Annotated in this window: 24 protein-coding genes; 3 read left to right on the top strand and 21 right to left on the bottom strand. The window is 63.7% G+C overall.

What is annotated here, in order from left to right; translation table 11 throughout:
* Positions 1-3 precede the first annotated feature (3 nt).
* The 12 genes from JOD78_RS15355 to JOD78_RS15300 form a co-directional block, all read right to left on the bottom strand.
* Positions 4-975, bottom strand: a complete 972-nt coding sequence (locus tag JOD78_RS15355; protein ID WP_121038470.1) for a VOC family protein — start codon at positions 973-975, stop codon at positions 4-6.
* Positions 976-994: 19 nt separating this feature from the next.
* Positions 995-2473, bottom strand: coding sequence for an aldehyde dehydrogenase (locus tag JOD78_RS15350; protein WP_039787808.1), 1479 nt, complete (start codon positions 2471-2473; stop codon positions 995-997).
* A 22-nt stretch (positions 2474-2495) separates the two neighbouring features.
* A complete protein-coding gene (locus tag JOD78_RS15345) occupies positions 2496-3296 on the bottom strand; it encodes an aspartate dehydrogenase (protein WP_134134798.1) in 801 nt (266 codons plus the stop codon).
* Between the two features lie 10 nt (positions 3297-3306).
* Entirely contained in the window at positions 3307-5028 is a 1722-nt protein-coding gene (locus JOD78_RS15340; protein WP_134134797.1) for a thiamine pyrophosphate-binding protein, read from the bottom strand.
* The gene (locus tag JOD78_RS15335) at positions 5021-5845 is read right to left on the bottom strand and encodes an SDR family oxidoreductase (protein WP_039787815.1); all 825 of its coding nucleotides are present in this window, start codon (positions 5843-5845) and stop codon (positions 5021-5023) included. Before JOD78_RS15335 ends, JOD78_RS15340 begins: the two co-directional genes overlap by 8 nt.
* 1 nt (position 5846) lies before the next feature.
* Complete coding sequence (locus JOD78_RS15330; protein WP_166675535.1) at positions 5847-6680, bottom strand: IclR family transcriptional regulator; 834 nt, start codon at positions 6678-6680, stop codon at positions 5847-5849.
* Between the two features lie 5 nt (positions 6681-6685).
* Complete coding sequence (locus JOD78_RS15325) at positions 6686-7582, bottom strand: alpha/beta hydrolase (protein WP_209568554.1); 897 nt, start codon at positions 7580-7582, stop codon at positions 6686-6688.
* Between the two features lie 17 nt (positions 7583-7599).
* Complete coding sequence (locus JOD78_RS15320; protein ID WP_034340408.1) at positions 7600-8136, bottom strand: cupin domain-containing protein; 537 nt, start codon at positions 8134-8136, stop codon at positions 7600-7602.
* A 67-nt stretch (positions 8137-8203) separates the two neighbouring features.
* Entirely contained in the window at positions 8204-8974 is a 771-nt protein-coding gene (locus tag JOD78_RS15315; protein ID WP_209568556.1) for an SDR family oxidoreductase, read from the bottom strand.
* 40 nt (positions 8975-9014) lie between these two features.
* Positions 9015-9875, bottom strand: a complete 861-nt coding sequence (locus JOD78_RS15310) for an ABC transporter permease (RefSeq protein ID WP_209568558.1) — start codon at positions 9873-9875, stop codon at positions 9015-9017.
* A 2-nt stretch (positions 9876-9877) separates the two neighbouring features.
* On the bottom strand, positions 9878-10873 hold the full coding sequence (locus JOD78_RS15305) for an ABC transporter substrate-binding protein (protein ID WP_209568560.1): 996 nt from the start codon (positions 10871-10873) through the stop codon (positions 9878-9880).
* A 65-nt stretch (positions 10874-10938) separates the two neighbouring features.
* Entirely contained in the window at positions 10939-11724 is a 786-nt protein-coding gene (locus JOD78_RS15300) for an ABC transporter ATP-binding protein (protein WP_121038449.1), read from the bottom strand.
* Positions 11725-12427: 703 nt separating this feature from the next.
* Here JOD78_RS15300 and JOD78_RS15295 point away from each other — a divergent pair.
* Positions 12428-14056 (top strand): methyl-accepting chemotaxis protein, encoded by a 1629-nt coding sequence (locus JOD78_RS15295; RefSeq protein WP_121038446.1) that lies wholly within the window; start codon positions 12428-12430, stop codon positions 14054-14056.
* 20 nt (positions 14057-14076) lie between these two features.
* Here the strand turns inward: JOD78_RS15295 and JOD78_RS15290 are convergent, their stop codons facing one another.
* The 9 genes from JOD78_RS15290 to JOD78_RS15250 form a co-directional block, all read right to left on the bottom strand.
* Positions 14077-14751 carry an amino acid ABC transporter permease gene (locus JOD78_RS15290; protein ID WP_121038443.1) on the bottom strand — a complete coding sequence of 225 codons (675 nt, stop codon included), beginning with the start codon at positions 14749-14751 and terminating at the stop codon, positions 14077-14079.
* Between the two features lie 12 nt (positions 14752-14763).
* Positions 14764-15435: an amino acid ABC transporter permease gene (locus tag JOD78_RS15285; RefSeq protein ID WP_134134793.1), complete on the bottom strand. Its 672-nt coding sequence runs from the start codon at positions 15433-15435 to the stop codon at positions 14764-14766.
* A 3-nt stretch (positions 15436-15438) separates the two neighbouring features.
* Complete coding sequence (locus JOD78_RS15280; RefSeq protein ID WP_121038437.1) at positions 15439-16188, bottom strand: amino acid ABC transporter ATP-binding protein; 750 nt, start codon at positions 16186-16188, stop codon at positions 15439-15441.
* Between the two features lie 62 nt (positions 16189-16250).
* The gene (locus tag JOD78_RS15275) at positions 16251-17123 is read right to left on the bottom strand and encodes a transporter substrate-binding domain-containing protein (protein ID WP_134134791.1); all 873 of its coding nucleotides are present in this window, start codon (positions 17121-17123) and stop codon (positions 16251-16253) included.
* A gap of 38 nt (positions 17124-17161) precedes the next feature.
* Positions 17162-18121 (bottom strand): N-carbamoyl-D-amino-acid hydrolase, encoded by a 960-nt coding sequence (locus JOD78_RS15270; protein WP_209568563.1) that lies wholly within the window; start codon positions 18119-18121, stop codon positions 17162-17164.
* Positions 18118-19590 carry a dihydropyrimidinase gene (hydA, locus tag JOD78_RS15265; RefSeq protein ID WP_134134787.1) on the bottom strand — a complete coding sequence of 491 codons (1473 nt, stop codon included), beginning with the start codon at positions 19588-19590 and terminating at the stop codon, positions 18118-18120. Before hydA ends, JOD78_RS15270 begins: the two co-directional genes overlap by 4 nt.
* A gap of 15 nt (positions 19591-19605) precedes the next feature.
* Positions 19606-20385, bottom strand: coding sequence for an SDR family oxidoreductase (locus tag JOD78_RS15260; protein ID WP_121038425.1), 780 nt, complete (start codon positions 20383-20385; stop codon positions 19606-19608).
* 10 nt (positions 20386-20395) lie between these two features.
* Complete coding sequence (locus JOD78_RS15255) at positions 20396-21337, bottom strand: dihydrodipicolinate synthase family protein (protein ID WP_121038422.1); 942 nt, start codon at positions 21335-21337, stop codon at positions 20396-20398.
* A gap of 131 nt (positions 21338-21468) precedes the next feature.
* Complete coding sequence (locus tag JOD78_RS15250; protein WP_121038419.1) at positions 21469-22413, bottom strand: LysR substrate-binding domain-containing protein; 945 nt, start codon at positions 22411-22413, stop codon at positions 21469-21471.
* A gap of 118 nt (positions 22414-22531) precedes the next feature.
* On the opposite strand from JOD78_RS15250, the gene JOD78_RS15245 reads away from it, so the two are divergent.
* Entirely contained in the window at positions 22532-23218 is a 687-nt protein-coding gene (locus JOD78_RS15245; protein ID WP_121038416.1) for an aspartate/glutamate racemase family protein, read from the top strand.
* 8 nt (positions 23219-23226) lie between these two features.
* Entirely contained in the window at positions 23227-24642 is a 1416-nt protein-coding gene (locus JOD78_RS15240; RefSeq protein WP_134134785.1) for an FAD-binding oxidoreductase, read from the top strand.
* The last annotated feature ends 16 nt before the right edge of the window (positions 24643-24658 follow it).

Below are 24658 nucleotides of genomic sequence, written 5' to 3'. Positions count from 1 at the left end.
GATTTACTTGTCCGCTGCCGCACGGTCGGTGAGGAATTTGCCGCTCGGTCCCTGGGCATTCTTCTGGCGCCGCGTATTGCCGTCGATACCGCCATCGATGGCCCATTCGGCAAACACCGTCGGTCCGGGTTCGAAGTCGCGTGGTTCCCAGTGCGCATCGAGCTGGTCTTCGTCGGCGTAATACTCGATGAGGCCACCGGCCGGATTCTTGAAGTACCAGAAATAAGCCGAGGAGATCGGATGGCGGCCCGGCCCCAGTTGCGTGTCCCAGCCCTGGCGTGACATGTGCATCCCGCCACCGAAGACCTCATGGATGTCGCGCACCGTGAAGGCCACGTGGTTCAGGCCCGCGCGCGCCTCCGGCGGTTGCAGCAGGAAGATGTCGTGATGGCCGCCGACGTCGGCGCAGCGCAGGAAGGCACCGCGTTCCGGATAACGGTCGGAGGGAACGAAGCCGAAATGCTCGCAATAGAATTTTTCACAGGCCTTCACATCCTTGACGAAGAACACCACGTGTCCTACTTCGATGGGCGCAGCGCGCTCGTATATGGGGCTGCGCTGGTTGATGCGGTTCTTCTCGTTCCAGGTGTTCATACGGGCGCATTGCAGCTCCACCTCGCGCTTGACCGAGACCTGGAAACGCACCGCCAGCCCGTTGGGATCGGTACAGCCCACGCGCCGGCCGTCGTTGAGGAAACCGGGCAGACCGCCGATGCGACTGGCGAACTTGTCCAGCACCGCCGCCGAGGACACGCCCCACACCACTTCGCGCAGGGTCGGACCGGCCTCGATGGCCGGCGGCAGGCCGGGATCGGCGCTGTCACGCACGATGACGCGACAGCCGTTCTGCGATACGAAGACCAGCTCGGCTGCGCTCTCCTGTTCCAGCACCATGCCCCAGTCGAGGAAGAAACGGCGGCAGGTCGGCAGGTCGTCTGCGCCGTAGATGATTTCGTCGATACCCAAAACGTCCATGTGATTCTCCATTGCGTGTTCAGCCGGCCCAGGGCAGCGGCTGTTCGTTCAGGCCCCAGTACATGGCTTTCTGCTCCATGTATTGGAGGATGCCCAGCCGTCCCTTCTCGCGGCCCAGGCCGCTGTCGCGCCAGCCCCCGAAAGGGGTCGAGATCGAGAACTGCTTGTAGGTGTTGATCCAGACATTGCCGGCCTGCACCGCACGGCCCACGCGCCAGGCACGCTTGTAGTCGCGGGTCCAGATGCCGGCGGCCAGGGCGTAGACGCTATCGTTGGCCTGCCGGATCAGATCCTCCTCATCGTCGAAAGGCATGGCCACCAGCACCGGCCCGAAAATCTCTTCCTGACAGATCCTCTGGTCATTGCGCACTCCCTCGATGATGGTCGGCGTATAGAAGTAGCCACGCTCGAAGGCGGGGCCCTTGGGACGCACGCCACCGGTGCGGATGCGGCCGCCATCGGTGACGCCCATATCGACGTAACGCTCGATGCCCTCACGATGACGGGCGGTGATCAGCGGCCCCATCTGGGTGCGTTCGTCCGCCGGATCGCCCACGCGCAGCGCAGCGGCACCCGCCGCCAGTCGCTCCATGAACGGTTCATGCAAGGACCGCGCCACGAACAGGCGCGAACCGGCAATGCAGGATTCGCCGGAACTGCTGAAGATCCCGTAGAGCACGCCGGCGACAGCATGATCAATGTCGGCATCCTCGAACACCATGGTCGGCGACTTGCCACCGAGCTCCAGCGACACCGGCATCATCTTGTCGGCGGCGATGTGGGCGATATGCTTGCCGGTGCTGGTGCCGCCAGTGAAGGAAACCCGCTTGACCAGCGGATGCAGCGTGATGGCATCCCCGATGACCGAGCCCTTGCCCGGCAGTACGCTGATGAGGCCTGCGGGTACGCCGGCCTCGATGCACAAACGTGCCAGCGCCAGCGCGGCCAGCGGCGTGACTTCCGCCGGCTTGACCACTACCGCATTGCCAGCCGCCAGCGCCGGCGCCATCTTCTGCGCTTCGCTGGCGATGGGCGAATTCCATGGCGTAATGGCGGCCACCACGCCCATGGGCTCATGCACGCTCATGGTCAGGTTGTCGCCACGCATGGGGGTCAGCGATTCTTCCAGGGTCTCGCAGGCAGCAGCAAAGAACTGGAAGGTGGCAGCAGCGCTGGCGACCAGGTTGCGTGTCTCGCTGATGGGCTTGCCATTATCCAGGCGCTGCAATTGCGCCAGCGCTTCGCCGTTCTCGCGGATCAGCTGCGCCACGCGAAACAGCACGGCAGCGCGTTCGTGCGGTTTCTTCTGCGCCCAGCCACTGGTGCGAAACGCACGGTCGGCACCAAGGATGGCTTCCTCCACATCGGCCACGCTGGCCGCGTGCAGGCTGGCCACCGCTTCGCCGGTGGCGGGATAGAGCGTGGCATAGCGATCACCGGCTCCCGGACGCCACTGGCCGGCAATGCAGATGGGCTGGATGTCATTCAGATTCAACATGGTCAACTTCTCCTGGCCCGGTTCAGATCGACAGCGCATGGGCGCGATTGCCCAGGGCACGCACCACGCTGTAGACGGTCAACGCCGATGTCTTGGGATTGGCGGCCAACGGCTTGCCGCGCATGGTCAGCTCGAAACCGCCGAAGGCACCGCTGGCATCCACGTGGTGAATGTTATCGCTCACGCCGGGATCGGCATACAGCCGCACCTGTGTCTGGTCCAGCCCCAGCCCGGCCAGCGACAGCGTGGCCGCGACATTGGCATTCTTGGGATAGAGGCGAGCGGCTTCGCGGGCGCTGCCTTCAAAGATCATCGTGGCTTCCTGCAACGTGTCCAGATTGAAGGCCGACTCTGCTGGCGTGTCTTTCCAGGCTTGAGGGGGCTTGCGTCCGGTGTAGATCACCGCATCCAGACCGCCGATCTTGGCGGCGGCCAGCGCATCGATGGCACCGATCGCGCCGGACAGCAGTTGCACCTGCGTGCGCCCGGCACGGGCGGCGGCTTCCAGCTTGTCGACCAGACCGGGTTCGGACAAGGCACCGATGGACACCACCATGCAGGCAATGCCGCGCTCGAGAGCCGGAATGATGTGTTCGCTGATGGCCTGGTGGCCGGCGCATTCGATCAGCAGGTCGGGACGCTCCTCGCCCAGACGCGACACTACCTGCGCCGCGGGTGCCAGCGTGGAGACGGTGCTGCGGGCACGCTCCATGTGGGCCTCGGGCACCACCACCATGTCGAACGCCACCTCGGGATCGCTTTTGAGGATTTCCATGACGCCTGCGCCAATGGCACCGCATCCGATCATCGATACGTGCAGCATGCCTTTCTCCTCAGGCCGTGGCCGCTGTCGCGGCAGCCGCAACGACAGCCGCCGCCGCGGCAGCGGCCTTTTCCTTTTCGTTGACCGGCGGGCCGGCAAAAGCGGTCTTGAAGCTGCCGATCGCCAGCATGTCGATTTCCAGCAGGAACGGCCCCGGGGAGGACAAGGCCTCGTCCAGTCCGGCTGCGACTTCGGCAAGATCGCCCACGCGTTTGTGTCGCAACTTGAGCGCCGAGGACAGCTCGGCATAATCAGGCGTATGCAGGTCCACGTAATGGCGACGGCCGCCGTATTGCGCATCCTGAATGTTCTTGATGACGCCATAGCCCTTGTCGTTCATCAGTACGATCACCATGTCGGCCTGTTCCTGCACGGCCGTGGCCAGCTCGCCCAGGTTGAGGATGAATCCGCCGTCGCCGGCCAGCGTGAAGGTTTTCTTGCCGGACTGGGTGACCGCCGCACCGATGGCCGCACCGATGCCCATGGCCAATCCCTGGCCGATGCCGCCACCCAGCGCATGCACGCCGGCGCGGGGATCGAAGATGCGCAGATGGCGGTTGCCCCAGGTGCTGTTGGAGACCGTCACGTCGCGCACCCAATTGAATTCGCGACCGGCGGCCTGCTGCAGTTGCTCCACCAGCGCGCTGTAGGGACCGAGGCCATCGACCAGTCCATGCACCGCCGTGTCACGAGCCTTCTTGAGATCGCCCATGAAATCGGGATCGACCTTGAGTGCCGCCAGGCGATCCGCCAGTCCCGCCAGCACCAACGCGGAATCTCCGCAGACGAAATAGTCGCTGGTATAGCAGCGGCCCTCGGCCGCCGGATCGGCATCGACCCGGTACAGGGGACGTGGCAGCTTGAGTTCGTATTTCAGCGTTTCGTTGCCGCGCAGACGCGAACCGACCACCAGCATGGCGTCGCAACTCTGGTAGAACTGCTCGACCGGCTTGTGCAGGTTGAAGGCACCCAGCGAGCGCGGATCATCCTCGGGCACGATGCCTCGCCCCTGGGTACTGGTCACGACACCGAAACCCAATGCCAGCAGACGCTGTACCTGCGCTCCAGCGTGACGGGCACCGCCGCCCAGCCACAGCAGCGGGCGCTTGGCTTTCATCAGCCGCTCGGCCAGTTCGTCCAGCGCACGCGCCGACGGTACGCTTTGCGGAATGGCCAGCGGTTGCAGATTGATCGGCCGGGGGATCATGGCCGCCTGGATGTCGATGGGAATCTCGACCGAGACCGGCCCCATGGGCGGCGTCAATGCGGTCTGCACGGCCAGCTTGATGGTGCTGATGGCCGTCTCGACGCTGCGGATGCGGAAGGCCGCCTTCGAGATCGCCTTGAGCATGCTCAACTGGTCCGGGGCTTCATGGATGTACGCCAGGCTCTGGTCCAGATAAGGCGTTTCGATCTGGCCGGTCAGATGCAACAGCGGTGTGCCGGCGGTCAGCGCCTCGACCATGGCACCGGCGGCATTGCCGGCGGCAGTACCGGTCGAGGTCAGGCAGACGCCCAGTCCGCCCGTGGTACGTGCATAGGCATCGGCCATGTTGGCACCGCCGGCCTCACCGCGCGCCGGGATGAAACGGATCTTGCCGCGCTCGCCGAAGGCATCGAGGATGGGCATGTTGTGGATCGAGATCACACCGAAGGCAGCCTTGACGCCGCACTGTTCGAGGAAAGCCGCGATCGCGCAGCCGACGGTGACTTTGGGTTGGGTATTAGGCATGGCGGGAAAGTCCTCCTGAAACATCGATATGGCTGCCTGTGGTGTACGAGGAAAGCGGCGTGGCGAGGAATACGATCGCCTGCGCAGCTTCCCGGGGAAGGCCGAGACGGCCGAGTTGGATCTGTTTTCTTGCGGCCAGCGCAGCGGTCCACCGGGCCCAGCTCTGGTCCTGCAGCTCCGGACCACGAGCGGCGTAGCGGCGGCGCCATTGGCCCGATTCCACCAGTCCGATCAGGATGCCGTTGACGCGCACGCGGGCGGCCTCCCCGCAGGCCAGTTCGGTGGCCAGCGAACGTACCAGGTTGTGCACGCCGGCGCGGGCGGCCGATGTGGCCACCATGTGCGGCTCAGGTTGGGTCGCCAGCAGCGAGTTGACGCATACGATGGCGGCATCGCCATGCTGCGCACTCATGGCCTGCAGTTGCGGCAGGAAGGCACGCGTCGGATAAATCACCGAAAAGAATTTGAGATGCAGCTCTTCGCTCCAGGCCTCGTCAGGGGTGTCGGCAAAAGTCGAGACGCGACCCTGACCAGCATTGTTGACCAGCATGGAAACCGGGCCCAGCGTGTTTTCCACCGAGGCGGCAAAGGCCCGCACTTGCTCCTGCACCAGTACGTCGCAGGGCGCGCTGTACAACCGCGCCGCGGGATAACGTTCGCGCAGCGCAGCTTCGGCATGCTGCAGACGCTCACCGTCGCGACCACAGAAGGCCACCGCTGCACCCGCTTCCAGCAAGAGTTCCACGGTGGCCAAGCCGATCCCGGAGGAACCGCCGGTGACCACCGCCACCTTGCCCTGGAGAGAAGTCATCGCCATCTCAGCCTCGCCACATGTTGACGACCTTGGCCCCACGCTCCGGTGCATGGTCGAGCAGACGCGAGAGTTCGGCAGCGGTCTCGCGTACGCGGGACACGATCACATCGAGCTGGCTGGCGTCGATATGCGGCGACGGAATGGTGGCACCCAGGGCGGCCACAACATGGCCGGAGTGATCGCGTACGGGAGCCGCCACGGTGGAAATGCTGGTTTCGAAAAAACCTTCCTGCAACACGAAGCCACGCTCCTTGTCGGCCTGCACCATGTCGAACAGTTCCACTACGGTCTTGGGCGTATTGCTGGAGAAGACTTCCAGGTGTTCTTCCGGATACAGGGTGCGCAGTTGCGGCAGGGTCAGGTCTTCCAGCAGTACGCGGCCCAGCACGGTAGCATGCGCCGGCAGACGGGTACCGACGTTGACGTGACTGGTGAAGGCGGTCTGGGTGACCGACTTGGCGACATAGACGATGGAGCGGCCATCGCGTACCACGAGGTTGCAGGAATAGCCGATCTCGTCGCGCAGGCGGTCCAGCAGCGGACGGCCGATCTCGGTCAGTTCCAGCGAGGCCAGGTATTCAAAGCCGAGGCGCAGCACAGACATGCCCAGGCGATAGTCGCGGCCGCCATCGGCCCGTTCGACGAAGCCCATGCGTTCCAGCGTGGCCAGCAGGCGGAACACGGTGGAGCGTGGAATATCCAGGCGCCGCGCCAGCTCGGGAGCGGAAAGGGTCTTGTCCTGGCGGCTGAATTCGCACAGCAGGCGCAGGCCGCGTTCCAGGCCGGGGACGGAGTACTTGTCTTGCGACTCTTCTTCTGGCATCACTGGTTTGTTCATGATGATTATCTGTTCTGGTTGGTTGAGGTGAATTGCGCGCGCACCAGCGCGGCAAAGGACAACGGCTGCTCGATATAACAGGCATGGCCGGCGCCGTCCACCAATTGAAAGGGAATTTCAAATTGCCGGGCCAGCCCTTCACTGGCCTGTGGGGTGGTGACAATGTCTTCTGCGCCGCAGGCCACCGACAGCCCCCGTCGTGGCGCTGCCTGCAAATAAGTCGCGATATCGTCACCGCACAACAAGTGCACCGCCTGGGTATAACCCGCCACATCGAGCCGCTGCATGTTCCAGCGCACCCAGGCGTGCTGTTCGTCACTGGCCTGCGTCGACAGCAGACGCGTACGCTGCGCGGCCAGGCCAGCCACACCGAGCCGCTGCAATGCGCCCAGGCGCTCCTGGCGAACCTGTACTGACCGTTCTTGCTGCCCTGCCCCGCCATAGCCGAGGGCCGGGTCGGCCAGCAGCGTGCATGTGGCGCGGCCATCACCTCGAGCCAGATAGGCTGCGGCCATCAAGGCCCCGAGCGAGTGACCGACCAGCACGCATTGACTGATCTCCAGCGCCGCCAGCATCTGCTGCAGGCGTGCCGCGTAATCGCTGGCCCTGGGCATGGCCATCGGCAGCGCTGTGGAGCAGCCATAACCGGGCGCATTCCAGGCGATCACGCGGGCGTCGTTCGCCAGCGCCAATGCCATATGCAGCCAGGATGCCGCGCCGGAGCTGATGCCGTGCAGCAGCACCACCACCTGATCGCGGTCGCTGCGGCCAGCGCTGCGATAACTGACCTGCCCATCGGGCAACGCCACGCGCTGCTCGGGGAAATGGCGATCGAGCAGTACCAGCGACGCGGACAGCGCCTCGCATGACGTGGCGGACCCGGCGGGCAAGATGGCGGACATGCTCGCTCCCGGGACGATCAGCGCTTGACCGAGGTCAGCGGATGTTCGGGCGGATAGGTCGGCGTGAGAGGCTTCTTGGCCCCCAGCATCACGCACATCAGCGCATCTTCGTCACCGATGTTGATTTCCTCGCGATACACGCCCGGCGGTACCGAAACAACGTCGCGGTCGGTGAGGATGGTTTCGAAGCGTTCACCGTCCTTTTCAAGCACCAGCTTGAGCTTGCCGCGCAACACGAAGAACACTTCTTCGACATCCACATGCAGGTGCGACGGACCTTCGTGGCCGGCCGGAATGATCATGGTCGAGAAGGTGAAGTGCTCCGACGGAATCACGTTGGCATCGTGCGCCACGCCGGTGCCGCCGGTGCCGATGTAGCGCATCTGTGCGCGGCGGTACTTGGGGTCGTAGTCGGCCTGGAACTTCAGCGCGTTCCAGTCGTACTTGCGGGTCGACAGACGCGCCACGCGCGATTCCATCCAGTCGGCGAAGCTGGCCCCTGCCGGGCGATCCCAGCTGCGGCCCATGTTTTCCTGCTCGGACATATCGGTCATGCTTTTCTCCTTGAATTGGTCCTGAATTGATCCGGTTGCACGGAGTTGACTTGCCATACAGGCCGCTTCAATGCATCACGAAGCCACCATTGACGGCCATCACCTGGCCGGTAAAGAAACGCGCCATATCCGACAGCGCGAAGACGACGGCACCGCATACGTCCTCGGGCAACTGATCACGCTGCAGGGCACGGCCGTCCAGGTAATGCTGGTGGCGCGCCTGCGGCACATACTCAGTGGCCTCCACCAGCGTCAGCCCGGGCGCCACGGCATTGACGGTGATGTTGTCGGCACCGACTTCACGCGCCAGCGAACGGGTCATGCCGATGACTGCACTCTTGCTGGCCACATAGGCCAGCAGGTTCGGCGCCCCCCACAACGGCGTATCCGAGGACAGGTTGACGATAGCGCCGCGCCCCGAGGTCCGCAGTGCCGGCAGGCAGGCATTGGTCATGAGCCAGGTGCCGCGCACGTTGACATCCATGACGCGATCCCACATTTCCAGCGCCAGTTGCTCGCTGCTCTTGCCACCGGAATTGGTAATGGCGGCGTTGTTGACCAGGCCATCGAGCCCGCCCATCCAGGCGATGGCAGCCTGTGCACAGGACTGCACTGAGGCAGGATCGGCCAGATCCAGTGAAAAACCTTCGACCGCCAGGCCGCGCTGCTGCAGCGTCGACACCGATGCTGCCAGCGTGTCCTGCAGGATATCGGCCATGGCCACTCTGGCACCGGCAGCGGCGATGGCCTCGACGAACGCCAGGCCGAGGCCGCGTGCCGCGCCCGTGACCAGAATGCGTCGTCCTGGCAGAAGAGTCGCCGTACTTGTTGCTGACATGTTCATGCTCCTGTTACCGATCGGGAAATCGCGCTCAATATCAGACGGTGCTGGTATTGGCCTTGGGCAGGTAGTGCAGCACCTTGCGTTCGGCCCACACCACGGCCCCGTAGGTGACCACACCGATAAGCGTCAATGCGACGATGGAGACGAACACGGCAGCTGTATTGCCCTGCCCTTCGCCATCGACCAGCAGATAGCCCAGCCCCTGATTGCCGCCAACCAGCTCGCCGACGGTCACGCCGATCACCGATAGCGTGGAGGCGATGCGCAAGCCGGAGAACAGAGCCGGCAGCGCCGAACGGAACTCGACCAGATGGAAGATCTGCCAGCGGCCGGCGTTGAGCGTGCGCACCAGGTTGACCATGTCCGGGTCGACGGTACGGATTGCCGAGAGCACATTGATCATGATGGGGAAGAACACGATCAATACCGCCACGATGATCTTGGGATAGATGGTGTAGCCCAGCCACATCACGAACAGCGGCGCAAACGCCACCTTGGGTGCAATCTGCAGTGCCAGGATGTAAGGCGAGAGCATCGCCTCGGCACGCGGCGACAAGCCCAGCGCCACCCCTACTGCCAGCCCCAGCAGGGCCCCGAAGAGGAAACCGAACACGACTTCCATGGCAGTGATGCCGAAGTGCTGCAGCAGCTGCGCGTTGTTCCACATCACCACGCCTTCACGCACCACCTGCATGAAGTTGGGAAGGATGTATTCCGGCATGCCGAGCATGCCGGGGCCCCATTGCCAGGCGGCGATGAAGAGCACCAGCAGCACCAGGCTACCGCACACGGTCTGCGCCTTATCGCTCAGGAACTGGCGGCGCGGACGGGAAGGAGCGGCTGCGGATGGCTCGGAACTGGACATGGTCAGGTCTTTGGCTGTCGTGGTGTTCATGATTACTTGGCCACTCCCACGAACTGGTTGGTGAAGAGTTCATTGACCGGTGTCGCCTTGCTCACGATGCCTTCGCTGACGTAGAACTTCTGTACCGCGTCCATGCGTGAGGGATCAATCTGGCCCAAGGTCTTCTGGCTGGCATAGACATACTTGTTGTACATCTCGAAGGTAGTCTGGATGCTGACCTCCTTGCCCTTGTAGGTGGGCAGCGCGGCGACGTAGTCATCGGCTGCGGCCTTCGGATCTTTCATGATGTCCTGCATGCCGCGCAGGGTGGCACGCACCAGCCGCTTCAACAGTTCCGGGTTTTTCTTGATGGTGTCATCGGAGGCCAGAATGGCTTGTGCCATGCTCTTGAAGCCACCGTTGTCCAGCAACTCCAGTTTTGCGCCGGCATCAGTGGCATTGACCACCCAGTCGGGTACGCCTGCAAAGCCCTGCGACTTGCCGGACGTATAAAGCTGCCACACGCCGGAGGGGCCGGCCGCCTGGATCTGCACGTCGGTCTTGGACAGGCCGGCCGTCTTGAGGCTGCCGAGAAAGGCGTAATAGGTGGTATCGGTATAGGACATGACGGTGACGGTCTTGCCCTTCAGATCCTTCAGGGTCTTGATGCCCTCAGCCGGATTGGCCGCCACCATGGTGACCGAACCCGCCCCCAGTACTGCGATGGCCTTCACCGGAATGCCATTGGCCCGCACCACGATGGGGGTATCACCGATGGCGCCACCAATGACGGCATTGCCGGCACCGATCTGCTTGGCCACATCGACGCCGCCCTTGGCGACGATGAAACTGACCTTGAGGTTCTCATCGGCGTAATAGCCCTTGTGCTGTGCCAGTACCCAGGGCGCGAAGGCCGGTGAATTCGGTGGAGCGGGCAGCAGGTAGGTCACTTCTTCCGGTGCCGCTTGGGCCATCGCCGGGACGACGAACGCGCCGACGGCAGCGACCAGGGCAAGTGCACTCGTGGCGGATGCAAACAGGTTCTTCATGTTTCAGGCTCTCCCTTGAGGTCTCTCTGTTGACGGGGTGAAGACGGGTGAAGATGCAGCGTGAATCAGTGGAGTTCGGCGGTTTCCTTGCCCACCTTGAGCAGTTCCATCAGGCGTCCCTGCAAGGGGCCGATCTCGGGCAGCTTGCGGCGCTCCAGCGGGTTGTCGCGGAACGGCAGGTTGACCTCGATTTCCTCGACGATGGTGCCGGGACGTTCGCTCATGACCAGCAGGCGATCCGACAGGGCGATGGCTTCCACCAGGTCATGGGTGATGAAGAGCGCAGTCTTCTTCTTTTCATAGAGCATCTTGGCCAGGTCCTGCTGCAGCACCATCTTGGTCTGCGCATCCAGCGCCGAGAAAGGCTCGTCCAGCAGCAATACCTGCGGATCCACCGCCAGCGTTCGTGCCAGAGCGGCACGCTGACGCATGCCGCCGGAAAGCTGATAGGGGTAATGCTCCTCAAAACCCCTGAGGTGGCACTTGGCCAGCAACTCGTCGGCAATGCGGCGACGCTCGGCCTCGCGCATGCCGTCAATCTCCAGACCCAGGGTGACGTTGGCGCGAATATTGCGCCAGGGCATGAGAAGGTCTTTCTGCAGCATGAAGGCCACCTTGCGCACCGGCTTGATGACCTTCTCGCCGCCAACGAAGACTTCGCCCTCACTCGGCAGATACAGCCCGGCCCCCATGTTGAGCAGGGTGCTCTTGCCACAGCCCGAGGGTCCGATGATGGAGACCACTTCGCCACTCCTGATGGAGAGGTTGACGTTGGTGACGGCAGCGCGCGCTTGCGCTGTCTGGCGATCGACAAAGCTCTTGCCGACCTTGCGGAATTCGATTTCGATCATGTTGCCTCTGCTGATTGCCCCAGCGCGCGAGTGCGCCCCGGCTAGTCTTCCCGGCTGCCGTCACTGGTGGACGGGTGCCTCCTGCCGGGCACCAAATTGTTCCATATATGAAACAGCACTTTATATATGAGAGATATTCAACGCCAATATAGCAGATATCTCGGCACCGAATAACTTATTTTGTTCCATATATGAACTACTGATTTATATAGAAACCGTTTTGAACGATTAAGCAATTCGCGTACCAGCAGTGGAGGCAGCATCTGAGCGCCGTCATTTCGGGGCAAGCAGTAAATTCGCCCCGAAATCTCCCTCCTTCGCCTGCGCACGGTGCAGGCTTCGCACCGTCGTGGCTCTTGTGGTAGCGATGCGACGCCCTCTGCGCTGGCAATCGCCTCGCACAGGAGAACGGAGCGCACTTGTGCCAGAGAAAAATAATCACATCCTGATGGATCTTTTCTGGCTGAGCTTACTCAATAGCGTTACAACACCCGTGCAATCGTTTCGAAAGCTAAGGAAGTGATGGCAATAAGCCATGCAATTGGCTAAAAGCCACCGCACCAACATGGTGAAAAGCCATTTTGCACCACTTATATACGGGAAAAGTCACAAAACCTGCACAAGGCGGCAACAGCCATGGCAGGCCTGAAGGGGGGGTTTTGCAACCCAATCGGCAGCACATTTCATCCACAGGGGCTTTTTCATGAACAAACTGAAGGTATCCACTCGCCTGGCGTTAGGTTTTGCCGGCGTCATCGTCCTGCTGCTCGTCATCTCGCTGGTCGGCATGTGGGGCTTGTCCACGGTCAAGAGCAATCTGAGCAACATCGTCGCCAACAACCAGCAAGGTGGTCTGGCGGACGTCATGAACAACAGCGTACGTATTCGTGCCCTGGCCATCCGCAACATCGCCCTGTTCCAGGACCCGGCGCTGGTCGCCGGAGAAATCGAACGCATCAAGGTGCAGGAAAAAAGCTATCAGGAAGCCCGTGACAAGCTGCGCAAGCTCTTTGACGCGCCCGATACCACCCGCAAGGAGCACGAGTTCTTCGATCAGATCGCGCAAAACGCCGCCGACACCGAACCGCTGCTGAAACAGGCCGTCACTCTGGCCCAGGAGAACAAGAGCAGCGAGCTGACCAGCCTGCTGATTCAGAAGATTCGTCCGGTGCAGGCCAAGTGGCTGGACAATCTCGATGCGCTGGGCCGTCTGGAAGATGATCTCAATGATCAGGCCGCCGCCGATGCCGAAACGACCTATCAACGCATCGCCACGACCATCTGGACCCTGGTGGCCGGCTCGGTGCTGCTGGCCCTGGGCGCAGCCTTCCTGATCGTACGCAGTGTCCTGCGCCAGCTGGGTGGCGAACCTGCAGATGCCCAGGCCCTGGCGGCGCAGATCGCCCAGGGCAACCTGGCGGTGAGCATCCCGCTGGCCAAGGGCGACCAGCACAGTCTGATGGCCTCTCTCGACAACATGCGTGCGCAGCTCACCAGCATCGTCGACGGCATCAAGCGATCCGCCGAATCGATTTCCACTGCCGCCGGCCAGATCGCGGTGGGCAATCTGGATCTGTCACGCCGTACCGAAGAGCAGGCGGCTTCGCTGGAAGAGACCGCCTCCAGCATGGAAGAGATCACCTCCACCGTCGAGCAGAACACCCAGAACGCCGGCCAGGGCAACCAGCTGGCGCGCGCGGCCTCGCTGCACGCGCAGAAGGGAGGCGAAGTGGTGGAACGCGTGGTCGATACCATGAAGGATATTTCGCAGAGTGCCTACAAGATCACGGAGATCATTTCCACCGTGGAGGGCATCGCCTTCCAGACCAACATCCTGGCCTTGAATGCTGCGGTGGAAGCGGCGCGCGCCGGTGAGCAGGGACGCGGCTTCGCGGTGGTCGCCAGCGAAGTGCGCTCGCTGGCCCAGCGCAGCGCCTCGGCGGCCAAGGAAATCCGTGGCCTGATCGAGTCGTCGGTGGAACATGTGGAAGCTGGCCAGAAACTGGTCGATGAAGCTGGCCAGACCATGGATCAAGTGGTGCAATCGATCCAGCAGGTCAACGACCTCATGAGCGAGATCACTGCCGCCTCCAGCGAACAGAGTTCGGGGATCAGCCAGATCAACATCGCCATCTCGCAGATGGATGAAGTGACGCAGCAGAATGCGGCACTGGTGGAAGAGTCGGCCAGTGCGGCGCAATCCATGGCGCAACAGGCTGACAGTCTGCGGGATGCGGTGTCGGTGTTCCGGCTGGAACAGGTTCAGCCTGCCGTGGCTCCGACACGCGAGACCGCGATTCATCCGCGCATGGGTCTGCTCAGCGCAGCTTGATGCAGCGCCTGCGGCCGCCCTCAGTGCAAGGTGCGGCCGCGGTGCTCCAGCCGCGACAGCCAGCGCACCAGCGGCAGCAACAGCGCCAGATAGAGCAAGGCTGCCAGCACGATGGGCGAAGGGTTGTAGACCAGCGATTGCGCATCGCGCGCCACGCGCAGCAGTTCAGGCAGTGCCACTACGCTGGCAATGGTGGTCAGCTTGATGACCTCGATGCCATTGCCGACCAGGTCAGGCAAGGCGTTGCGCACGGCCTGCGGCACGATCACACAGGCCAGCGCCTGAGTGCGCGACAGGCCGGTAGAACGGGCCGCTTCCATCTGGCCGCTCGGTACGCTTTCTATGCCGGCGCGCAGCACCTCGGCGAAATAGCTGGAATTGTTGAACATGAAGCCCAGCGCCACGGCCAGCAGCTTGGGCAGTTCCAGCCCGAGGAAGGGGGCGCCGAAATAGATCAGGATCAGCAGCACCAGCGGCGGGAAGGATCGAAAGAAATCCACATACACCGCCACCGCAATGCGCACCGTGCGCGAGCGGCTCTGCGTGGCCAGCAAGGCCAGCAGCAAACCCGAAGCCACGCCGATGGGAATGACCAGCAGCGACAGCCACACCGTGGTCCACAAGCCGCCCAGCAGGAAGGGCAGGACCTGGCGATAGACCTCCAGGTTGAAGAAATTCTGCAGCAAGGCATCCATGACGGTCCTCTCCTATCGTTTCCAGCGCCAGCGGGTTTCGAGCCAGCGCGCGAACAAGACCACCGGAATGAAGATCACCAGATAAGCCGCCGCACCCAGCATCAGGGGTGTGGGATTGCCGGCATTGCTGCTGGCGGCCTGGGCCGTATTGAGAATCTCCGACAAGGCCACCACCGATCCCAGTGCCGTGTTCTTGGTAATCGAGATGACCCGGTTGGTCAGCGGCGGCACCGCCATACGCAGTGCCTGCGGCAGGATCACGGCGACCATGGTCTGTCCCCATGACAGGCCGGTCGAGCGCGCCGCTTCGCTCTGGCCGCGCGGCAAGGAGGCGATGCCGGCCCAGATGCTTTCCTCGGCATAGGCCGCCAGTACCAGGGTCAGCGCCAGCCAGGTCGCGGTGAAGGACGACATGGCCAGGTCGATGTACGGAAACGCAAAGAAGAGCACGATGATCAGGATCAGCGGCGGCAAGGCCCGCATCACATCGGCAAAGGCCACCACCAGCCACACCAGGCCGCGCTTGCCGGTCGCACGCAGCACCGCCAGCGACAGCCCCAGCAGCAGGCCGGAGGCAATCACCGCCAGGCTCAGCAGCACCGTCACGCCCATGCCGCGCAGGATGTCCGGCCAGTAGCGCGCAGCGACCTCGGCATTGAAGAAGGTAAAGAGAAATTGCTCCATGGCTCAGCCGTGCTGTGCGAAGCGCGCCACGAAGGCCTTGGTGCGAGCCTGCTGCGGATCGCCGAAGATCTGCTCGGGCGGCCCTTCCTCGACGATCACGCCACCGTCCATGAAAACCACACGGTCGGCCGCCGCCCGGGCAAAGGCCATTTCGTGCGTGACCACCAGCATGGTCATGCCAGCCTCGCGCAACTGCCGCATCACCTGCAGCACACTGCCGACCAGTTCGGGGTCGAGCGCGCTGGTGGGTTCATCGAAGAGCATCACCTTGGGTTCCAGCGCGATGCCCCGGGCAATGCCCACGCGCTGCTGCTGTCCGCCGGAGAGCTGGCCGGGGAAGGCAGATGCCTTCTCCAGCATGCCCACCTGTTCCAAGGCGCGCCGCGCGCGGCGCTCGGCCTCGGCATGCGTATGCTTCTGGACCTTCTTCAGCGCCAGCATCACATTGCCCAGCACGCTCATGTGCGGATACAGGTTGAACTGCTGGAACACCATGCCGATCTTCTGGCGCACGGCGTTGAGGTCGGTACGGGCATGCATGATGTCCTGCCCATCCACCACGATCTGGCCGGCGCTGGGTTCTTCGAGCCGGTTGCAGCAACGCAGCATGGTGCTCTTGCCCGAACCGGAAGGACCGATCACGCAGATCAGTTGGCCCGGCCGCACGCGCAGGTCGATCCCGCGCAGGACGGTATTGCCTTCATAGGACTTGTGCAGGCCGACGATTTCTAGGATGGGAGCGGCTAGGTTCATGGAGGCTTCTGTCTCGGTTCAGGCGGTCGGCGTGAAGTGTCGGCTCAGTGGCATCAGTTGCATCAGTTGCACTTGAGCGTCACCGGGGTCGGGTCGTAACCATCCAGCCCAGGCACGCCCTGCCCCACGCCGACCTTGACCACGGTGGCATCGGCGGCCGGGGTATAGCCGAACCACTTCTGCGCGATCTTGCCCAGCGTGCCATCCTGCTTCATGCATTTGAGCGCCATGCCGGCAGCATCGCGGCCGGCCTTGTCGTCCAGGCGGAAGGCCAGCGCCCACACCAGACCGGTCTTGACGGTGTAAGTGGTCTGCACGGCAGGATTCTGTTTGGCAGCCCAGGCGGCTACCGTACTGCCGGCCAGGTTGGCATCGGCGCGGCCGGATTGCACCGCCTGCACCGCATCGGCATTGTTGCCATAGACGTCGTACTTGAAACCGTACTTGGGGGCGTTGTCGCGCGCCCAGAGTTCATAGGCAGAGCCCTTGTTGACCGAGATGGTCTTGCCCTTGAGGTCCTCCAGCGCATTGATGGGGGCTGCCCCCTTCTTGATGACGAAGGTGTAGTCGGTATCGAGATAGCCTTCGGTGAAGAGCATGGCCTTGGCACGCTCCGGGGTGGCGGTGACGGGGGCCAGCACGAAGTCATATTTTTTGGCATTCAGGCCCGGCACCAGCCCGGAAAATTCCGTGCCTTCGATTTCGATCTTGCGGCCCAGGCGGCGTGCCAGTTCTTCGCCCAGGTCGATGTTGAAGCCTTGCAGGCCGCCGCCCAGCTTGACCATCGCATGCGGCGCAAAGGTGGCATCGACTCCGGTGCGCAGCGGGCCACCCTGAGCCATGGCACCGGCCGACAGCAGTGCACTGGCCGAGAGGACGGCCAGCAGGGAGTATTTCAGGGAAGACTTGGAAGGCAGGACCAGGAACGGAAACATCGCAACACTCCTCGATTGGGTGGAAGGTGGACAGTGATTCAGGTAGACAGCTCGGACGGTGCCAGCGGCGCACCGGCCCCGGTGCGCTCGACAATGAGGCGGTAATGTTCCGGACGGCGGTGCTTGGCGAAATTGAAGACGTGCTGCAGGAAAGTTTCACCCAGGTGCAGATCGCAACTGGAGAAGATCACCTCATCCTCTTCACCCTGCGCCTGCGCCACGATCTCGCCGGAAGGCGCGACGATGGCCGAGCCGCCGATCATGTGGAAGCCATCCTCGAAGCCGCACTTGGCAGCGGCCGCCACCCACAAGCCGTTCTGGTAGGCATTGGCCTGCAGCGACAGCAGGTGGTGGAACATGCGCAAATGGGGTGGCTCGTTCCAGTGGATGTTCCAGGACGGCGTGTTGTAGCCCAGCGTGACGATGCGTGCGCTCTGCAGGCTCATGACGCGATAGGTCTCGGGCCAGCGCCGGTCATTGCACAGGCACTGGCCGATGCGGGTGCCCAGCATGTCGGTGACGCCAAAGCCATCGTTGCCGACTTCGAAGTACTTCTTTTCCAGATGCTGGAAGGGTGCATCGGGCTTGTGGTCGCTGTGTCCCGGCAGGTGGATCTTGCGATAGCGCGCCACGATCCGGGCTGTTTCATCCACGAGGATAGCGGTGTTGTAGTGATGGCCATCGGGGGTCAGTTCGCCATAGCCGAGGTAGAAACCGATCCTGAGCTGCGCGGCCAGCTCGAACAAGGGCCGTGTCTGCGGGCCCGGCATCTCGGCCTCAAAGAAACGTGCATCGACCTCGGCCTGGTCTTCCATCCAGTAACGCGGGAAGAACGTGGTCAGCGCCAACTCCGGAAACACCACCATCTTCGCGCCACGGGCTGCGGCCTCGCGCATCATCTCCAGCAGGCGGCGCACCACAGTGGTCCGGTCCTCGGCCAGTTGCACGGGCCCCATCTGCGCCACGGCCAGGCCGAAGCGATTGTCCTTGTTGCTCATTGCGATTCCCATGCCTTTCCCTTGAGGCCGAGCAAGCCCGGCAGATGGCTGCGCGTCGGCCGCTGCGCAATACTGGCCGGTGCCGGACAGTGGCGTGCGATGAAGCGGCCCGAGCCGCGCGCCACTTTCAATTCCCCCTCGCTGACCACCACGCGGCCGCGGCTGGTGACCACTTCCGGCCACCCCCTGATCTGCCGTCCTTCATAGGGCGTATAGCCGACGTTGTCGTGCAGGAGCGCTGCGGTGATGGTGGTCTCGCGTTCCGGGTTCCAGATCACCAGATCGGCATCGAGCCCCTCGGCGATATTGCCCTTGCAGTGCGACAGCCCATACATGTGGGCGTGATTGGTGGCCGTCAGGCGCACGAATTCGTGGATGTCGAGGCGGCCTTTGAGCACGCCCTCGGAGAACAGCAGCGGCAGACGCAGCTCGATGCCCGGCACGCCATTGGCCATTTCCTTGAAGGTGGTGTCTTCACCGCGCGGCAGCTTGCCGCTCTCGTCGAAGCGGTACGGCGCATGGTCGGAGGAATACATGCCCAGCGTGCCATCCTTGAGCCCGGCCCACACCGCCTCCTGGGCATTGGCATCGCGCGGCGGCGGGCTACAGCAATACTTGGCGCCCTCCACGCCGGGCAGATCGATATCCTCGGCCGTGAGGAACAGATATTGCGGGCAGCTCTCAGCATAGATCTGCGCGCCAAGCAGTCTGGCATTGCGGATGGTCTGCACCGTTTCGGCCCCGGCCACGTGCACGATCAACACCGGAACACCGATCAGGCGCGACAGCGCAATGGCACGCTGGCTGGCTTCTGCCTCAGCGAGCGGGTCGTGGGCCACTGCGTGGAACTTGGGCGCGGTATGGCCCTGGTCCAACAGGCGCGAGGCGAGCCAGCGGATCATGTCGTGGTTCTCGGCATGGATCATCACCAGCGCCCCTTCGCGGCCGGCCAGCGCCATCACGTCCAGCAACTGGTAGTCATCAAGCTTGAGGGCGTTGTAGGTCATGTAGACCTTCAGCGAGGTGATGCCATCGCGGATGGCTTGCGGCAGGTCGTGTTGCAGGGCCTGCTCGTCGGGGTCGGCCAGGATCAGGTGGAAGCCATAGTCGATCACCGCCTTTTCGCGGGCACGCTGCGCATAGTCGGCGATCACGTCGGGGATGCGGTTGCCGCGATGCTGGGCCGCGAACGGGATGATGGTGGTGGTACCGCCAAAAGCCGCCGAGACCGAGCCCGAATAGAAATCATCGGCACACATCATGCCCATGCCGGAGAGCTGCTCGATGTGGCAATGGCTGTCGATGCCGCCAGGCAGGACCCAGCGTCCGGCGGCATCGATGTCCTCGCGTCCTGGCGGCAGGTGCGGCGCAATGCGCGCGATCACGCCGTCCTTGACGCCAATATCGGCAAAGAAGGTCTCGCGGTCGGTAGAGATGCGGCCGTTGCGGATGGTGAGGTCGAAGTCCATGCGGGAGTCTTGAGGTCAGAAGGTTCCGGGATAGGCACCGCCATCCATGAGCAGGTTTTGTCCTGTGACAAAACCTGCCTGGGCGCTGCACAGCCAGGCGCAGGCGTCGCCGAATTCGGCAGGCTGGCCGAAGCGGCGGGCCGGGTTGGCGGCGCGGCGGGCCGTCAGCACCTCTTCGGCCGACTTGCCGCTGCCGCGTGCGCTGGCCGCGGCCGTCGTCAGCAGTCGCTCGGTCTCGAAAGGACCGGGCAGCAGGTTGTTGATGGTCACGTTGTGGGCCACGGTCGTTCTTGCCAGGCCGGCGACGAATCCGGTCAGGCCGGAGCGCGCGCCGTTGGACAAACCGAGGATGTCGATGGGCGCCTTCACCGCACCGGAGGTGATGTTGACGATGCGGCCGAAGCCACGCTGCATCATGCCATCCACGGTGGCCTTGATCAGTTCGATGGGGGTGAGCATGTTGGCATCGATGGCCGCGATCCAGTCCTCGCGCGACCATTCGCGGAAATCGCCCGGCTTGGGACCGCCGGCGTTGGTGACCAGGATGTCCGGCGCGGGACAGGCGGCCAGCGCCAGTGCGCGGCCCTCGGGCGTGGTGATGTCGCCGGCCACCGTCGTGACGGTGGCCCCGGTGGCCGCGCGTACCTGCTGCGCTGCGGCTTCAAGGACTTCGGCCCCGCGTGCGGTCATGGTCACGGCCACGCCCTCGCGTGCCAGCGAGATGGCACAGGCCAGGCCCAGGCCTTTGCTGGAGGCACATACCAGGGCGCGTCGCCCGCTGATTCCCAGATCCATCGGCGGCTCCTCAGCGGATGGCCAGCGCGCCGCGCTGATCCAGGTCCAGGCCCACGCGGGCGATCACGGCTTCCAGTTCGCGCTCGGTCTCGGGATCGATGCGCATGCCCGGCGAACGGATCGCATCGCTGCTGATGACGCCGCGCTTGCGATAGACATACTTGCGCAGCGACAGGCCGATCTTGGGCTGGAACTCGTAACGGATCAGCGGGCAATACTTGTCGAAGGTCGCTGCCGCACCCGCCAGGTCACCGGCGGCGAACTGGTTGTAGATGCGCACCAGGATCTCGGGGAAGGCAAAGCCGGTCATGGTCCCGACCGCGCCACGCTGCAGCTCTTCCAGGAAATACACGCCGCCCAGGCCGCCGAAGATGCGCATCGATTCACCGGCCAGGTCGCGGATGCGGCTGATCTTCTGGCCCACCGGCGGTTCTTCCATCTTGATGAAGTTGACGCCGCCCTCACGTCCCAGGCGGGCAATCACCTCGGCCTTGATCTCGGTCCCGAAGGAATCGGGGAAGTCATGGATCACGACAGGAATGGACAGGGCTGCAGCCAGCGACTTGTAATAGTCGAACTGCACCGCATCCGAAGCCATGTCCAGGGGTGCTGCGAAGACGGCCGCCGCACCCGCCTCGGCCGCTTCCGTGGCTTGCTCGATGGCACCGGCCAGGCCCAGGGCGCGCACGCCGACCCAGACCGGCACCCGTCCTGCTGCACACTTGACGAACGTTGACGTCACCGCGCGGCGCTCTGCATTGGAGAGCTTGTGCGCTTCCCCCAAGAAACCGAGGATGGCCAGGCCCGAGACGCCGGCTTCGATCTGGAACTCGACCAGGGTAGCGATGCTGCCCAGGTCCAGTGCGCCATCGGCAGTGAAAGGCGTGGGGCAGATGGTATAGACACCGCGCGCAGTGGCCAGCGCGGAAGCAGGGGCAAGAGTTGAAGACATGCGCGACGTTCCATGAAGAGAGTGTGGACACGGTGGCCCGCCTGAGGGCGGACCGGAGAAGTTGGAAATGATTGTCGTGGAGTCATCTGCGCTTGTCGCTTGCCTTTTTGTGTGCTTGCCTTAACGTCGTGTTAATCGCCGGTTCCAGCCGATATGTTCGTTTCTTCATCAGGCAGGCCATATCCCTGCGCCCGCACCAGCTGCTGCAGTTCAGCAATGAAGGCTTGGGTCAATTGCGAGAGCGGCTCGGTTCGCACATGCACCAGGTTGGCCCGCAAGATGGGGGCGCGCGCCACCGGCCGCACCACCATCTGGCTGGTGCCGGCCCAGCTGCGCACCGAAAACTCATCGACCAGCGCCACCCCCGCCCCCATCTGCACCAGCGAACAGGCGTTCTGGGGCGAGCCCACTTCCATGATGGGGCGCAGGGGCTCTTCCTCGGTCTGGTAGAAGCGTCCGACGATGCCGCCGAAGGGCGAATCGCGGTTGTAGGAGATCAGCGGGAATGGCCGCAGATCGGCCAGGCTCAGCGTGCCGCGCCGGGTCAGTTCGTGGTTGTAGGGCAGCACGCAGACCAGGCGGTTGCTGCACAGGGGCGTGACCTGCAGGCTGGGGTGTTCCATCGGCAGGATGATGATGCCCAGGTCGGCCTGGCGCGACAGCAGGCGGTCCTTGAGGTAGCCATAGTTGAGACAGTGGAAGGTCAGCTTGACCTCCGGATGGCGGTTGCGGAACAGCGCGATGGCCTGCGGGATCAGCATCTGCCCGATGCTCGGGCTGGAGACGATGTTGAGAATGCCGCTGCGGTTTTCCGACAGGTCGGTGGCCAGCTCGTTGACGCGCTGCACCGCCTGATACACATGTTCCACTTCATGGAACAGCTTCTTGGCCTCGGGCGTGGCGTAGAGCCGGCCCTTGATGCGTTCGAACAGGGCGAAGCCGACCCGTTGCTCGGTGTGGGAGAGCAGGCGGCTCACCGCCGGCTGCGAGACAAACAGCAATTGCGAGGCACCGCTGATGGAGCCGGTCGTCATGACCGCGCGGAACACCTCGATCTGGCGCAGGTTCAGTGCCATGGATCCTCATCGCGCATAACAGCATGTTAAGGGGAACACACAAATGAGCAAGGAGCATGCCCGTCGGCCTGGGGTAGAGTCGTTGCCTGTGCTGACTCCTGTTTTGCGAGAAACCATCATGTCCCTTGTCCCGGCCGACGGCCCTGCCCTGTTCGTCATCAATCCCAATAGTACGGCCGCCGTCACGCGCGGCATCGATGCGGCCATGACGCCGCTGCGCATGGCCGGCGGACCGGCCATCGAATGCCTGTCGCTGCCGTCGGGGCCGCCCGGCATCCAGACCCAGCAGGACGTGGACAACGTGGCCCCGCAGCTGGTGGCGCTGGCGCGCTCCTTGCGTGCCCATGCGGGGGCTTTCGTGATTGCCTGCTATTCCGATCCCGGCCTGCACGCGGTACGCGAGGCGGTGGACGTGCCGGTGCTGGGCATCATGGAAAGTGGCGTGCTGACGGCCCTGACACTGGGCCAGCGCTTCGGCGTCATCGCCATCCTGCCGGGCTCGATCCCGCGCCATCTGCGCGCCTATGGCGCGATGGGCGTGCAATCACGGCTGGCGGGCGAACTGGCCATCGGCCTGAACGTGACCGATCTGGCCGACTACGACCGCACGCTGGCCCGCATGTGCGAAGTGGGCCTGCGCCTGCGCGATACGCAGGGTGCCGACGTGATCGTCATGGGTTGCGCCGGCATGGCGGTCTATCGGGACGCCTTGCAGGAAGCGCTGGGCATACCGGTGGTGGAACCCAGCCAGGCAGCAGCGGCCATGGCCATCGGCCGCATCAAGATGAACTGGCATGGTGCCTGAGGACCGATATGAATGAAAATACCCAGCAACTGATCGAGCAACTGCGCAGCATCGTGGGGGATGCCGGACTGGTCACCGCAGCCGACGAGCAGGCGCCGTACGTGAAGGATTGGCTCAACAAATGGCAAGGCCGCGTCGCCGTCGTGGTGCGCCCGGCCGACACCGCGCAAACCGCCGAGGTGGTGCGCCTGTGCCACCAGACCCATACCCCCATCGTCACCCAGGGCGGCAACACCGGCATGAGTGGCGGCGCTACACCCGACGACAGCGGCGCCCAGGTGATTCTCTCGACCACGCGCATGAACCGCATCCGCGCAGTGGACCCCATCAACAACACCATGACGGTGGACGCCGGGGTGATCCTGGCCCATGCACAGGAAGCGGCGCGCGCCGCAGGACGCTACTTCCCGCTCAGCCTGGGGGCCGAAGGCAGCTGCACGGTCGGCGGCAACCTGGCCACCAATGCCGGCGGAATTGCGGTACTGCGCTTTGGCAACATGCGCGAGCTGGCGCTGGGACTGGAGGTGGTCCTGCCCGATGGCCGCATCTGGAATGGCTTGCGCGGCCTGCGCAAGGACAACACCGGCTACGACCTGCGCGACCTGTTCATTGGCTCCGAAGGTACGCTGGGCGTGATCACCGGCGCGGTACTGAAACTGTTTTCGCAACCGCACGCGCGCGCTACCGCCTGGGTCGGCTGCGACAGCCTGGCGCAGCTGGCCGAGCTGCTGGCGCGCACGCGGGCGCGCTGCGGCGACCGGCTGGTGGCTTTCGAGATGATGTCGGCCGCCTCGCTGGCGCTGGTGCTGCAGCACGTCACCGACACCCGCGCGCCGCTGGCGCAGCCGGCTCGCTACAACGCCCTGATCGAACTGGCCGATACCGAAGACCTGGGCTTGCAATCCATGCTGGAGGAGCTGCTCGGGCAAGCCATGGAAGATGCGCTGGTCACTGACGCCATGCTCTGCTCCAACGGTACCCAGGCCGCCGCCCTGTGGAAAATCCGCGAGGGCATTTCGCAGGCGCAGGTACGGGCGGGCAAGGTCATCAAGCACGACATCGCCCTGCCGATCTCGGCCATCGCCGGGTTCGTGGACCAGGCCGAGCGCGCGATCGCCGCTTGCGGGCTGCAGGCCGAGATCATCAACTTCGGCCACCTGGGCGATGGCAACCTGCACTTCAATGTGATGATCCCGCTGACCTCTTCTTATGAAGAGGTCAGGCAGGCCACGTTGCAGCTCAACCGGCTGGTGCACGACCTGGTGACGGAGAAACAAGGCAGCATCAGCGCCGAACATGGCGTGGGCCAATTGCGGCGCGACGAACTGCGGCACTACAAGTCGCCGCTGGAGATGGAACTGATGCTGCGCATCAAGCAGGCGTTTGATCCCAACCTGATCATGAATCCGGGCAAGTTGCTCTAGCCGGAGAATGAAGCAG

The sequence above is a fragment of the Herbaspirillum sp. 1130 genome (assembly GCF_017833835.1).
In the GTDB taxonomy this organism is placed as follows: Bacteria; Pseudomonadota; Gammaproteobacteria; order Burkholderiales; family Burkholderiaceae_D; genus Herbaspirillum; species Herbaspirillum huttiense.
The sequence above is the reverse complement of the archived record's forward strand: the minus strand, read 5'-3'. Positions and strand labels throughout refer to the sequence as shown.